Annotated in this window: 12 protein-coding genes; 5 read left to right on the top strand and 7 right to left on the bottom strand. The window is 67.5% G+C overall.

Annotated elements, in window-relative coordinates:
- Positions 1 to 42 precede the first annotated feature (42 nt).
- A complete protein-coding gene (locus CR919_RS14320) occupies positions 43 to 612 on the bottom strand; it encodes a DNA-deoxyinosine glycosylase (protein ID WP_099820573.1) in 570 nt (189 codons plus the stop codon).
- Between the two features lie 186 nt (positions 613 to 798).
- Here CR919_RS14320 and CR919_RS14315 point away from each other — a divergent pair, with 186 nt between their 5' ends.
- The 3 genes from CR919_RS14315 to glpK all read left to right on the top strand — a co-directional run bounded on the left by CR919_RS14315 (position 799) and on the right by glpK (position 4754).
- Positions 799 to 1434: an OmpW family outer membrane protein gene (locus tag CR919_RS14315; RefSeq protein WP_049464294.1), complete on the top strand. Its 636-nt coding sequence runs from the start codon at positions 799 to 801 to the stop codon at positions 1432 to 1434.
- 272 nt (positions 1435 to 1706) lie between these two features.
- Positions 1707 to 3191 (top strand): glycerol-3-phosphate dehydrogenase, encoded by a 1485-nt coding sequence (glpD, locus tag CR919_RS14310; RefSeq protein WP_099820572.1) that lies wholly within the window; start codon positions 1707 to 1709, stop codon positions 3189 to 3191.
- A 63-nt stretch (positions 3192 to 3254) separates the two neighbouring features.
- The gene (glpK, locus tag CR919_RS14305) at positions 3255 to 4754 is read left to right on the top strand and encodes a glycerol kinase GlpK (protein ID WP_099820571.1); all 1500 of its coding nucleotides are present in this window, start codon (positions 3255 to 3257) and stop codon (positions 4752 to 4754) included.
- Positions 4755 to 4895: 141 nt separating this feature from the next.
- Here glpK and CR919_RS14300 read toward each other — a convergent pair whose 3' ends face one another.
- Together CR919_RS14300 and CR919_RS14295 are read right to left on the bottom strand one after the other, a co-directional pair.
- On the bottom strand, positions 4896 to 5690 hold the full coding sequence (locus CR919_RS14300) for a MetQ/NlpA family ABC transporter substrate-binding protein (RefSeq protein ID WP_099820570.1): 795 nt from the start codon (positions 5688 to 5690) through the stop codon (positions 4896 to 4898).
- A gap of 27 nt (positions 5691 to 5717) precedes the next feature.
- Positions 5718 to 6689, bottom strand: a complete 972-nt coding sequence (locus CR919_RS14295) for a YafY family protein (RefSeq protein ID WP_025877388.1) — start codon at positions 6687 to 6689, stop codon at positions 5718 to 5720.
- An 81-nt stretch (positions 6690 to 6770) separates the two neighbouring features.
- Between CR919_RS14295 and CR919_RS14290 the strand changes: the two genes are divergently transcribed.
- The gene (locus tag CR919_RS14290; protein WP_099820569.1) at positions 6771 to 7373 is read left to right on the top strand and encodes a hypothetical protein; all 603 of its coding nucleotides are present in this window, start codon (positions 6771 to 6773) and stop codon (positions 7371 to 7373) included.
- A gap of 107 nt (positions 7374 to 7480) precedes the next feature.
- Positions 7481 to 8257, top strand: coding sequence for a DUF481 domain-containing protein (locus tag CR919_RS14285; protein WP_025877391.1), 777 nt, complete (start codon positions 7481 to 7483; stop codon positions 8255 to 8257).
- A 71-nt stretch (positions 8258 to 8328) separates the two neighbouring features.
- Here CR919_RS14285 and hemC read toward each other — a convergent pair whose 3' ends face one another.
- The 4 genes from hemC to CR919_RS14265 all read right to left on the bottom strand — a co-directional run bounded on the left by hemC (position 8329) and on the right by CR919_RS14265 (position 12327).
- Positions 8329 to 9240, bottom strand: a complete 912-nt coding sequence (gene hemC, locus CR919_RS14280; protein ID WP_099820568.1) for a hydroxymethylbilane synthase — start codon at positions 9238 to 9240, stop codon at positions 8329 to 8331.
- A 641-nt stretch (positions 9241 to 9881) separates the two neighbouring features.
- Entirely contained in the window at positions 9882 to 10610 is a 729-nt protein-coding gene (locus tag CR919_RS14275) for a LytTR family DNA-binding domain-containing protein (protein WP_099820567.1), read from the bottom strand.
- Positions 10611 to 10620: 10 nt separating this feature from the next.
- On the bottom strand, positions 10621 to 11664 hold the full coding sequence (locus tag CR919_RS14270; RefSeq protein WP_207761042.1) for a sensor histidine kinase: 1044 nt from the start codon (positions 11662 to 11664) through the stop codon (positions 10621 to 10623).
- A 3-nt stretch (positions 11665 to 11667) separates the two neighbouring features.
- Positions 11668 to 12327, bottom strand: a complete 660-nt coding sequence (locus CR919_RS14265; RefSeq protein ID WP_099820566.1) for an alpha/beta hydrolase — start codon at positions 12325 to 12327, stop codon at positions 11668 to 11670.
- Positions 12328 to 12341 lie beyond the last annotated feature (14 nt).

Genomic DNA, 12341 nt, shown 5'->3' with positions numbered 1-12341 from the left:
ACAGGTGTTTTCAGTACGCACGCAGCCGGGACACGTTGTTGCTCATGGCCTGCCGGCGCTTCCAGTCGGTAGCGTATTGTCCTGTCGATGTCCGCTTGATGTCGCCAGTGCGACGGCCACCGGCTGCCAGGCCTGGCGCAGGCGCGGCAACGACCATGCTGCATTGGCCGGACTGGTGGACGGCAGCGCCAGCACGGTTGGCGAGGCGGCCAGCTGCGGCTGCACCCAGCGCTGGAAGGTCTGCATCGCCGCGCCACCGTTGCAGCCGATCAGCTGCAGGTCAGGCAACGCGGCGATCAGTGCGGGAAGTGCATTGGCCACTTCCGTGCCACGCACGATGTCCGCATCCAGGCTGCCGCGCCGCTCGCAGCGGCCGATCACATCCCACAGGCCCACACCATTGGCTGCCAGCGCCTGCAGTCGCTGCGCATACGGCAACGACGGATCGAAGCCGCACAGATCGCCAAGCAACGGCCAGAAACGATTGCGCGGGTGCGCGTAGTAATGCTGTGCCTGCAATGACGCGATACCGGGCATTGAACCCAGCAGCAACACCCGGCAATCCGCGTTCACCTGCGCAGGCAGGCCGATGCACAACGTTGCGGCGCTCACATCTTCTCCAACTGCATGAATATTCCGGAAGGGCAGAAACCACGTGAGAACAAGCGTTTCGCGCTGTTCGCTGAACAATGCGAACTAATTTTTAACGCGCGTCGGATTCGATTCATGTTGGGGCGACTACGGTGTGCTCGCCCCGCAACCGGGGGCCCAAAACAAGAAACATTAGGAGATTCCCCCATGCGCTCCATCCGTATCCTGAGCCTCGCCCTGCTGACCTCCGCCGCGTTCGCACCGGCTGCCTTCGCGCAGGACAGCAGCACCACCGACACCGCCTCGGGCAAGCATTTTGCCGTGGTTGGCGGCGTCTCGCTGCTGCAGCCGAAGAATGACCCGATCGACGGCATCAAGAAGGTCGATGGCGGCCCGGCACCGACCGTCAGCTTCAGCTACTACATCAACGACAACTGGGCCGTTGAACTGTGGGGCGCTGCAGACAAGTTCGACCACAAGGTGAAGGGCCCGGGCAATGCCCGCCTCGGCAGCGTCGAGCAGCAGCCGGTCGCACTGAGCGGCCAGTACCACTTCGGCCAGGCCGACAACGTGTTCCGTCCGTTCGTGGGCGTGGGCTACTTCCAGTCGGCTTTCAGCAATGAAACGCTGGCCGACGGCAGCGACTCCGACATCCGCCTGAAGGATGCCAAGGGCGTGATCGGCACCGTCGGTGTGGACATGAACATCAACTCGACCTGGTTCGCCCGTGCCGACGCCCGCTACATGCGCTCGCGTCCGGACGTGAAGGTCGGCGGCGAGAAGATCGGCGAAGCGAAGATGGATCCGTGGACCGTCGGCTTCGGCATCGGCGCCCGCTTCTAAGCGCTTCTGCGTCATTGTTGTACCGCGACGGGCCCTTCGGGGCCCGTCGTCGTTTCCGTCACCCGGGTTCCGCCTGTAGAGCCGAGCCCATGCTCGGCTACTTTTTTGTAGAGTCGAGCCCATGCTCGGCTGCTTTTTTGTAGAGTCGAGCCAAGCCCCCTATCCCGAGTCGAGCGGCGGGCTCCGCGCGCACTGCGATGCGTTACGTTCAATGGCGCCCACGGTCAATGGAGGCGCGGTTCGGCTCTACATAAACAAGATGCGGAGGCGCGATGGACGAGGTCGACCTGCTGGTGATCGGCGGTGGCATCAACGGTGCAGGCATCGCCCGTGATGCCAGTGGCCGTGGCCTGAAGGTACTGCTGTGCGAACAGCACGACCTGGCAGCGCACACTTCCAGCGCCAGCAGCAAGCTGATCCATGGCGGCCTGCGCTACCTGGAGCAGAGCGAGTTCGGCCTGGTGCGCAAAGCGCTGGGCGAGCGCGAAGTGGTGCGCCGGCAGGCGCCGTTCCTGGTGCGGCCGCTGTGCTTCGTGCTTCCGTGGCAACCGCACCTGCGTCCACGCTGGATGCTGCACCTGGGGCTCTGGCTGTACGACCACCTGGGCCGGCGCAGCCCCGCCTTCCCTGCATCGCGCAGCATGGATCTGCACGACGATCCGCTCGGCGCGCTGCTGTCGCCACAGCTGCGGCAGGCCTTCAGCTACGCCGATGCGCAGGTGGACGATGCGCGGCTGGTCGTCCTCAACGCGCTCGACGCTGCGCAACGGGGTGCACGCATCCTGACCGGCACGCGCTGCGTGGACCTGCGGCGCGAGCACGGGCGCTGGCGCGTTGTTCTGGAAGACACGTCCGGCGATCAGCAGACCGTGCAGGCACGGGCGGTGGCCAACGCCGCAGGCCCCTGGGCGGGCGGCCTGCTGGAGCGCATGCACGCCCGCAGCGGCAGACCTGCGCTGCGCCTGGTGCAGGGCAGCCACATCGTGCTGCACCGCCCCTGGCCCAACGACAGGGCCTGCCTGCTGCAGCAACCCGACGGCCGCGTGGTGTTCCTGCTGCCCTTCCACGACCATCTGCTGGTCGGCACCACCGACACCGACTATCGCGGTGACCCCGCACGCTGCAGTGTGCTGCCTTCGGAGGTGGACTACCTGTGCAGCGCTGCCAATGGCTACCTGCGCGATCCGATCGCAGCGGCCGAGGTGGTCTGGCAGTTTGCCGGCGTGCGCCCGTTGCTGGCCGACCCGGACCCGCGCGCGGCGAAACTGAGCCGTGACTACCGCCTGCAACTGGACGCCGACGGTGCGCCCGCGCTGCACGTGCTCGGCGGCAAGCTGACCACCTATCGGGTGCTGGCCGAGGAAGCACTGGATCTGTTGCGCCCCCATCTGCCGCACGCAGGCCCGGCCTGGACGGCGGCAGGCGACCCGTTGCCCGGCAGCGACTGGGGCGCTGCCGGGCAGGCCCGGCAGCACCTGCAGCAGCAGGCCCCCTGGCTGCCCGAGGCCCTACTGCGGCGCTGGGCAAGCGCCTATGGCAGCCGCAGCTTGGATCTGCTGCACGGCGCGCGCACCCTGTTCGATCTGGGCGAAGACTTTGGCGCAGGCCTGCACGCACGCGAGGTGGCGTTCCTGTGTGACCACGAGTGGGCCCGCAGCGCCGAGGATGTACTGTGGCGACGGAGCAAGCTGGGGCTGCAGATGGATGCGGCGCACGCGGCACGGCTGCAGGCGTGGATGGATTCACATTGCCGGTAGTGCCAGGCGCAGCCCGGCGCCGCCGATGCATTACGATTTCAACATCGCCACTGGAGACGCTGCATGACGCCCCGCTACGTGCTGGCCATCGACCAGGGAACCACCAGTTCGCGCGCGATCCTGTTCGATCGCGCCGGCGACACCGTCGGCAGTGCGCAGCGCGAGTTCGCCCAGCTGTTTCCACAGCCGGGCTGGGTCGAGCATGACCCGCGCGAGATCCTGACCAGCGTCTACGCCACGATCACCGAACTGCTCAGCCGCGAACAGATCGATCCCCGCCATATCGCGGCGCTGGGCATCACCAACCAGCGCGAAACCACTGTGGTCTGGGACCGCGCCAGCGGCCAGCCGATCCACAACGCCATCGTCTGGCAGTCGCGGCAGAGCCAGGCCATCTGCGAGCGGCTGAAGTCCGGCGGCCACGAGGCGCTGATCCGCGAGCGCACCGGCCTGCTGATCGACGCCTATTTCTCGGCCACCAAGATCCGCTGGATCCTCGATCACGTCGAAGGCGCGCAGCAACGCGCCGAGCGTGGCGAGCTGCTGTTCGGCACCATCGACAGCTGGCTGGTGTGGAATCTCAGCGGCGGCCAGGCGCACGTGACCGACTACAGCAATGCCGCGCGCACGCTGCTGTTCAACATCCATACCCTGGAATGGGACGATGACCTGCTGGCCCTGCTGGACATTCCGCGCGCGATGCTGCCGCAGGTGCGTGATTCCAGTTCGGTGTATGCGCACACTCGCCCGCAGTTCTTCTTCGACCACCCGATCCCGATTGCCGGCATCGCCGGCGACCAGCAGGCCGCGCTGTTCGGCCAGGCCTGCTTCCAGCCGGGCATGGTCAAGAACACCTATGGCACCGGCTGCTTCATGTTGATGCACACCGGCACGCAGGCCGTACGCTCGCGCAATGGCCTGCTGACCACCATTGCCTGGGGCCTGAACGGAAAGGTGGAATACGCGCTGGAAGGATCGATCTTCGTCGCCGGCTCGGTGGTGCAGTGGCTGCGCGATGGCCTGCGCATGATCGATCGTGCCGCCGACAGCCAGACCTTGGCCGCACAGGTGCCGGACAGCGCCGGGGTGTATCTGGTGCCGGCCTTTGTCGGCCTGGGTGCACCGTACTGGCGCAGCGACGTGCGCGGTGCGATGTTCGGCCTGACCCGTGGCACCCGCAAGGCCCACTTCGTGCGGGCGGCGCTGGAGGCGATGGCCTACCAGACCCGCGACGTACTGGACGCGATGCAGTCCGACGCGGGCATCTCGCTCAGTGAACTGCGCGCCGATGGCGGCGCGATCGGCAACGACTTCCTCGCCGGCTTCCAGGCCGACATCCTCGGCGTGCCGCTGCTGCGTCCGCGGCTGACCGAGACCACCGCGCTGGGGGCGGCCTACCTGGCGGGGCTGGCGGTCGGCTTCTGGGAAAGCCGCGAGCAGATCGCGGCACAGTGGGGGCTGGATCGCCGCTTCGAACCGCAGATGGCGGTGGCCCGGCGCGAGAAACTCTACGCAGGGTGGCAGCAGGCCGTGGCCGCCACCCTCGCCTTCCACGTCGATTGACATTGTAGAGCCGAGCCATGCTCGGCTGCCGTTGGTGGAATGCCGAAAACAGCAGAGCCGAGCGTGGACTCGGCTCTACAGGAAGGGCGGTGTCGACCCAGGTCGACACCCACCACAGGCATCGTCAGCGGATCAGCGCGGTCAGAACGCCGGCAGCACCGCGCCCTTGTACTTGGTCTCGATGAAGGTCTTCACCTGCGGGCTGGTCAGCGCCTTGGCCAGCTTCTGCACGCGGGCGTCGTCCTTGTTGTCCGGGCGGGCAACCAGGAAGTTCACGTACGGCGAGTCCTTGCTCTCGATCGCCAGCGCGTCCTTGGTCGGGTTCAGGCCGGCATCCAGCGCATAGTTGGTGTTGATCAGGGCCAGGTCGACCTGGTCGAGCACGCGCGGCAGCATCGCCGAATCCAGCTCGCGGAACTTCAGCTTCTTCGGGTTGGAGACGATGTCGCGCTGCGTGGCCAGCGCATTGGTCGGGTCCTTCAGCTCGATCACGCCGGCCTTGTGCAGCAGGATCAGCGCACGGCTGTTGTTGCTCGGGTCGTTGGGGATCACCACATCGGCCCCGTCACGCAGCTCGGCCAGCGACTTGATCTTGCGCGAGTACGCACCGAAGGGCTCGATGTGCACGCCCACCACCTTGGTCAGGTCGGTCTTGCGATCGCGGTTGTAGGCATCCAGGTACGGCTCGGTCTGGAAGTAGTTGGCATCCACCTGCTTCTGCACCAGCTGGTCGTTGGGCTGCACGTAGTCGTTGAACACGCGCACGTCCAGCTCCACGCCTTCCTGCTTGAGGATCGGCTTGACCACTTCCAGGATCTCGGCATGCGGCACAGCGGTGGCGGCCACCACCAGCTTCTGCGAAGGCTCGCCGGACTTGCCGCAGGCGGTCAGTGCCAGCGCAGCGGCGAACAGGGGCAGCAACAGGGTCTTCTTCATGGGCGCAATCGATCTCGGGGGGAGTTGTCAGGATTTTTCGTAGTTGGTCAGGGCCAGTTCCAGCAGTGCCTTGGCCTGCTCGCGCAGCATCATCGGCTCGACGATCTCGGCATCGGACCCGTAATGCAACACGTCCATCAACAGTTCGCGCGACACGCTGTAAGGCACTTTCAGTTCGTAGCGGCCGTCCGCGAGGAAGCGGCCCTGCTGCTTGGAGTGCCAGTGTTCGTCGGCCACCCAGCGCGCGGCCTTGGCGCTGAACAGGATGGTTGCCCAGCCTTTCGGCGCACCGGAGAAGATGCCGTAGCTGGCGCCCAGCTGCTCGTCCAGCTCGCTGTCGGCGACATCGCGGGCGGTGCTGTCGATCACCCGCGCCTTGTAGATGCGGTCCACCGCGAAGCTGCGCAGGGCCTCGCGATCATGGTCCCAGCCGTCCAGATACCAGTTGTCGCGGTAATGGGTCAGCCGCTGCGGCGATACCGTGCGCTTGGTCGCTTCGTCGGTCGAACGGGCGCGGTACTCAAAGCCCAGCTGCTTGCGTTCCAGCACCGCCGAAGCGACCGAACGGAAGCTGGCTTCATCGAACTTGCGGCCACGGTGCGGAATCACCCGGACCCGGTCCACCGGCCAGCTGGAAACACCGGCCTGGGCAGCCAGCAGGCTCTCGATGCGCTGCTGCAGCGGTGCCAGCACCGAAGACAGCACGCCGCCGCCGGTGCGGGCCAGCAGGTGCTGCGAGGCCAGCAGGGCGTGCAGCTCCTCCGAGCTCAGCCACAGGCCGGGCAACTCGAAGCGGTCGCTCTCGTCGGCCAGGTAGCGGAAGCCGGCCTCGCCATCGCCCTCGATCGGCGCCATCAGCGCATCGCGCAGGAACGCCAGGTCGCGGTAGACGGTGGCCCGGGAGCAACCGAGCTTGTCCTGCAGGGTCGCCACCGTCACCGGATAGCGTGCGGACTTGAGCAGACGATGCAGGGCGGTGATGCGTTCGTATCGGTCCATGCCCCCGATTATGTCCGAGTCTCGGGCGTTGTGGCGGACGATTGGGCTATCGTGGGCGCCCCCTGCCCCGTGGAGCGCCCGATGCGCCGGTTGTCTGTCCTGCCCCTGCTGGCCTGCCTGATGCTGGCCGCCTGCGACCGCGCACCGGCGCCCACCGAGGCGGCGACGCCCGTCCCCGCTGCCGATCCGGCACAGGCGGTGCTGTCTGCCAGCCAGCGGTTTGCGGCCCTGCGCAGCTTCCACGCCGAGCTGGAGGTGCTGGGTGCACAGCAACCGGTGCGCACCGCGATGGACTTCGTCGCCCCGGATCGCTTCCGGGTGCAGACCCCTGCCGGGCCGCAGGTGATCATCGGCGACACCATGTTCCTGCAGGCCGACGATGCGATCCGCCAGGTGCCGACCCCGCCGGGGCTGCTGGAACAATGGCGCAGCCCACTGCCGGCCGATATCCCCGCCCAGGCCCTGCAGGCCGAAGACCTGGGCGAGCAGACGCTGGATGGGGTCAGCACGCGCCACTACCGCCTGCGTGGCGCCACCGCCGGTGAACGCCTGGAGTACTGGGTGGATGCGCAGGGCCTGCCACGGCAGATCGTGCGCAGTGGCCACAACAACGGCAAACCCTTCCAGCTGCGGCTGCGGTACTCGCGCTTCAACGATCCTGCCCTGCAGGTCGACCTGCCCTGAATGGGCCCGGCCGACAACGTCTGCTGAAGCAGGCGGGACGGGCGATTCGGACGGTCATCACGCTTCCAGTATCATCACCGGCTGCCAACCGCTTCGGAGAAGCCTCGATGTCCCTGCGCGTGTCCCTGCTGGTCCCCTTGCTGCTCTGCGCCCCGCTGGCGTATGCGCAGGATGCCTCCGAACTGGCGGCGATGTCCTCGCCGTGGAGCGGCAGTGGTGGCGAACTCGGCTTCGCGTCGGCACGTGGCAACAGCAGCACCGAGAGCTTCAACGGCCGCCTGCGCCTGCGCTACACCGATGGCGACTGGGTGCACAGCATGGATCTGTTCGGCCTGCGCTCCAGCTCCAAGGTGACTGAAACCAGCGACGACGGCACCACCACCCGCCGCAACAACACTACCGCCAACCGCTACACCGGCAGTGCGGGCAGCGCGCTGCAGCTGGGCGAACATCGCCAGCTGACCGCCACGGTACGTACCGAGCGTGATGATTTCGCCACCTACGATCGCCAGAGCTCGTTCGGTCTGGGTTACGGCACCCGGCTGTGGAACACCGAGCGCTTCTCGTTCGACGCGCAGATCGGCCCCGGTGTGCGCCGCACCCACAGCACCGAGGACGACCGCACCCGCACCGGCCTGATCGGTCGTGGCCTGTTCGACCTGAAGTACTCGCTGACCGACAACACCGACCTGATCAACACCCTGCTGGTCGAATCCGGTTCGTACAACACCTTCGGCCAGAACGATTTCGGTGTCTCGGTGAGCATGAACGAGCACCTGGCGCTGAAGGCCGGCTGGCAGGCGCGTTACAACAGCGACGTCGCTGAGGACAAGCGCAAGACCGATACGCTGACCACGATGAACGTGGTCTACAAGTTCAAGTAAGCGAAACGGGCGCCAGGCGCCCGTTTTCTTTTCCGGTAGGCGCCCACCTTGGTGGGCACGATCCAGCGAACTCAGACGTTCAACAGCTCGCCGGCGCCCGCCTCCAGCAGCATCTTCGCCACGCGTTGGCCCAGCGCCTCCGGATCGCTGGCCGGGCCCACGGCGTCGGCACGCACCGCGCGGCCGTCACTGGCACTACCGACCAGGCCCTGCAGGTGCAGATCCTGCCCCTGCCACTGCGCGATCGCCGCCACCGGCACATGGCAGCTGCCGTGCAGCGCGCGGTTCATCGCCCGCTCCGCTTCCACACAGGCGCGCGTGGCGGCGTCATCCAGGCCTGCGAACAGCGCCATCAGCGCGGCGTTGCCGCCATCGCACTCCACCGCCACCGCGCCCTGTGCCGGCGCCGGCAGCCACTGCGGCGGCTGCAGGCGGGCGACGATGCGATTGCCCAGGCCCAACCGTTCCAGCCCGGCCACCGCCAGCACGATGGCGTCGTAGCCGCCGTTGTCGAGCTTGGCCAGTCGGGTGTTGACGTTGCCGCGCAGGTCCAGCAGTTCCAGGTCCGGGCGCAGCGCGCGCAGCTGGGCCTGGCGACGCAGTGACGAGGTACCGACGCGCGCACCGATCGGCAGCGCATCCAGCGACGCATACAGATTGGAGACAAAGCCGTCTGCCGGATCGTGACGGGTCAGCATCGCCGGCAGCGCGAACGGCGCATCCAGCTCCATCGGCACGTCTTTCAGCGAATGCACCGCGCAATCGGCCTCGCCCCGCAGCATGGCCAGTTCCAGTTCCTTGAGGAACAGGCCCTTGCCGCCGATGGCCGCCAGCGAGCGATCCAGCACTTCATCGCCGCGGGTGCTCATCGGCACCAGTTCCACGTGCAGATCGGGATGTGCCTGGCGCAGGCGGTCGGCGACGTGTTCGCTCTGCCAGAGGGCGAGCGGGCTCTTGCGGGTGGCGATGCGGACGGTTTCCATCCGGGCATTATCGCGCCTATCGGCAGGATACGGCCAACGGCGGAGCCCCTCGTGGCTGGGAGCAGCAGCTGGGCTTGGCCGGTCGGGGGGGCTGCGCAGGGGTAGCTGCAAGTACGTCCATGTAAGCTCGGTCGCCGCTTATTCGTGTGCGCTGTCCTGCGCACACGGCAAGACCGGGGTTGGGCGTCCGGCCCAACCCGCCCGAGGCATGCCTCGGGCCCATGCGGCTCACGCCCCTGCGCAGCCCACCCCTCCCGGCCTCTGACAGTTTCCGTGTGCGTCAGCCACGGAAGATCAAAAGAAAAAAGAAAAAAGCAGAAGCAACAGCCGACGGCTTCCGGGGTCAGATCCCTTTTCCGCAGGAAAAGGGATCTGACCCCTCTTTCCCGCCCGATAACAACAATGCCTTTGCCGTCCGTCAACGGGAAATTCGCGAGGGTGAGGCGAGATGGGCGGGCGGGACCGTTGGCGCCATGGATGGCGCCATCGAGCCCCCATGGATGGGTTTACGGCGTGTCCCGCCCGCCCATCCCGCCTCACCCAACACGCAACAGCACAGAGCCGACCAACCCGCTGTTGCTGTTGCTGTTGCTGTTGCTGTTGCTGTCGAAGCAGTCGCGGCCGCAGGCCGCGCGGAAAACCTACAGATGCCGCAATTCCTGCTTCAGCGTCGCCACGCAGCGCCGGCTCACTTCCAGCGGCTGCTTGCCATGCCGCAGCACCGCCTGCACCTGGCCACCACTGCCACGACGCAGTTCCACCAGCTCATGGCGCGCCACCAGGCAGTTGCGGTGGATGCGCACGAAGCGGCTGGCGAACTCTTCCTCCAGCGACTTCAACGATTCCTCGATCAGATCCTCGCCACGGGCGTGATGCACCACCACGTACTTTTCTTCGGCCTGCAGATAGTGGATGTCGTCCAGCGGAATCAATCGCAGGCTGCCACGCAGGCGGGCACACAGCATGCTGCGGGCCTGGCCGCCGGTGTGCTGGGGATGGCCGTCGCGGCCGGCCAGGAAGGTCCGGGCGCGTGCGATCGCCGCCGCCAGCCGCTCGGCGCGCACCGGCTTCATCAGGTAATCGATGGCCGCCGCCTCGAACGCCGACAGCGCGTGCGCATCGTAGGCGGTGCAGAACACCACCGCCGGCCGCGGCTCGAAACTGGCCAGATGGCGGGCCGCTTCCAGCCCGTCCAGACCGGGCATGGCGATATCCAGCAGGACCAGGTCCGGCTGCAGTTCGGCGCACGCGTGCAGGGCCTGCTCGCCGTTGCCGGCCTCGGCCACCACGTCCACGCCTTCCTGCGCGGCCAGCAGGCTGCGCAGGCGCTCGCGCGCCAGCGGTTCGTCATCGGCGATGACTACCCTCACGATCGTCCCCTCACTGGATCGGCACTGTCACCTGGCAGGCATAGTAGCCCTCGCTCCAGCCAGCCGTCATCCGCGCGGCGCGGCCGAAGCGCCAGGTCAGGCGGTGGCCGATGCTGTGCTGGGCATGGCCCGCCCCCTGCGCCAGGGCCAACCCGGGCACCTGCGGATCGGGCGCGGGATTGCGTACGCGGATCTGCAGTTCGCTGCCCACACAGGCCAGATGCAGCTCGATGGTGCCGCCTTCGGGCAGGCGCGAGATGCCATGCAGCACCGCGTTTTCCACCAGCGGCTGCAGCACCAGCCGCGGCATCGGCAGATCCCACGGCAGGGGTTCATCGCGCTGCCAGTGCACCCGCAGGCGATCGCCCAGACGCAGCGATTCGATCGACAGATAGCGCTCGGCCAGCTCGCACTCATCGCGCAGGGTCGAATCGCCCTCGCCCGCCCCCAGCGCGGCGCGGAACAGATCGGACAGGTCGAGCACGGCACGCTCGGCCACCGCCGGGTCGCGATGCAGCAGGCTGGCGATCAGGTTCATGCTGTTGAACAGGAAATGCGGGCGGATACGCGCCTGCAGGGCGTCGGCCTGCGCGCGGGCATTGGCCTGCACCTGCGCCGCCCAGCGGTCGCTGACATAGAAGTAGCGCAGCGCCAATGCGGTGATCAGTGCCGTGGTGGCCGCGCTGCCCAGGGTGAAGCGCCAGAAGCCGATGCCGCGCGCGAAGTTGTCGCCCAGCACGCCATACAGTGCATGGATGATGCCCGCGCACAGGATGGCGATCAGCGCGGCCAGGCCGACAGCTGCGACGGCACCCAGCAGTTCCGGCAGCTTCGACAGCGCCTGCCGCAGCAGGCACAGGCTGGCGGTCACTGCCAGCGCCAGCCACAGCGCGAAGCCGCTGGCCGATGCCAGTTCGCCCACGGTCCAGTGCCGGCTGCCATCGGGCGCCAATGCCAGCACCACCACCACCAGTTCGGCCAGGCCGAGCATGGCTGCCAACCGCGGCAAGCGGCACAGTTCCGGCATCCACGGGGTGGCAGCGCTCGCAGCCATGGCTCAGGCGACGCCCAGGCGTGCCTGCAGCCAGTCGCCCAACGCGTCGATTTCCTCGGCGCACACCTGGTGGGCCATCGGGTAGCTGTGCCACTGCACGTCCAGCCCAAGCGTGCGCAGCGTCTCGGCGCTGTGCGCGGCCACCGCCTGCGGGATCACCGGATCGCTGCTGCCGTGGGCCATGAACACCGGCACGTCCACTGCGCCATCGACGCGCGACGCGCTTTCGGCATCCGGCAGATAGGTCGACAGTGCGATCAGGCCGGCCAACGGTGCAGTGCGCGCCAGCGCGGCACTGAGGATCACCGCCCCGCCCTGCGAGAAGCCGGCCAGGAAGATGTGATCGGCGGCGACGCCGCGTTCGATCTCGCGGGCGATCAGGGCATCCAGCTGCACCACCGACTCCTGCACGCCGGTCATGTCGGCGCGCGAGCGGAAGTCCATGCCGACAATGTCGTACCAGCCGCGCATCGGCACGCCGTTGTTGATCGTGATCGGCCGCACCGGTGCGTGCGGGAACACGAAGCGCAGTGCCGGCCAGTGCGGGCGCACCAGTTCCGGCACGATCGGCGCGAAATCATGGCCGTCGGCACCGAGGCCGTGCAGCCAGATCACCGACCACTGCGGCGAGGCGCCGGTTTCCTGTTCCACCGTTTGCAGCATGTTGCGGCTCCTGT

The sequence above is a fragment of the Stenotrophomonas sp. LMG 10879 genome, assembly GCF_002750935.1.
In the GTDB taxonomy this organism is placed as follows: domain Bacteria; phylum Pseudomonadota; class Gammaproteobacteria; order Xanthomonadales; family Xanthomonadaceae; genus Stenotrophomonas; species Stenotrophomonas lactitubi_B.
This window is presented reverse-complemented; position numbering and strand designations above follow the sequence as displayed.

Excerpts from the sequence above, each read along its gene's own strand:
- CR919_RS14315 (WP_049464294.1), top strand. The coding sequence starts at position 799 with ATGCGCTCCATCCGTATCCTGAGCCTCGCCCTGCTGACCTCCGCCGCG.
- glpD (WP_099820572.1), top strand. The coding sequence starts at position 1,707 with ATGGACGAGGTCGACCTGCTGGTGATCGGCGGTGGCATCAACGGTGCA.
- glpK (WP_099820571.1), top strand. The coding sequence starts at position 3,255 with ATGACGCCCCGCTACGTGCTGGCCATCGACCAGGGAACCACCAGTTCG.
- CR919_RS14300 (WP_099820570.1), bottom strand. The coding sequence starts at position 5,690 with ATGAAGAAGACCCTGTTGCTGCCCCTGTTCGCCGCTGCGCTGGCACTG.
- CR919_RS14295 (WP_025877388.1), bottom strand. The coding sequence starts at position 6,689 with ATGGACCGATACGAACGCATCACCGCCCTGCATCGTCTGCTCAAGTCC.
- CR919_RS14290 (WP_099820569.1), top strand. The coding sequence starts at position 6,771 with ATGCGCCGGTTGTCTGTCCTGCCCCTGCTGGCCTGCCTGATGCTGGCC.
- CR919_RS14285 (WP_025877391.1), top strand. The coding sequence starts at position 7,481 with ATGTCCCTGCGCGTGTCCCTGCTGGTCCCCTTGCTGCTCTGCGCCCCG.
- hemC (WP_099820568.1), bottom strand. The coding sequence starts at position 9,240 with ATGGAAACCGTCCGCATCGCCACCCGCAAGAGCCCGCTCGCCCTCTGG.
- CR919_RS14270 (WP_207761042.1), bottom strand. The coding sequence starts at position 11,664 with ATGGCTGCGAGCGCTGCCACCCCGTGGATGCCGGAACTGTGCCGCTTG.
- CR919_RS14265 (WP_099820566.1), bottom strand. The coding sequence starts at position 12,327 with ATGCTGCAAACGGTGGAACAGGAAACCGGCGCCTCGCCGCAGTGGTCG.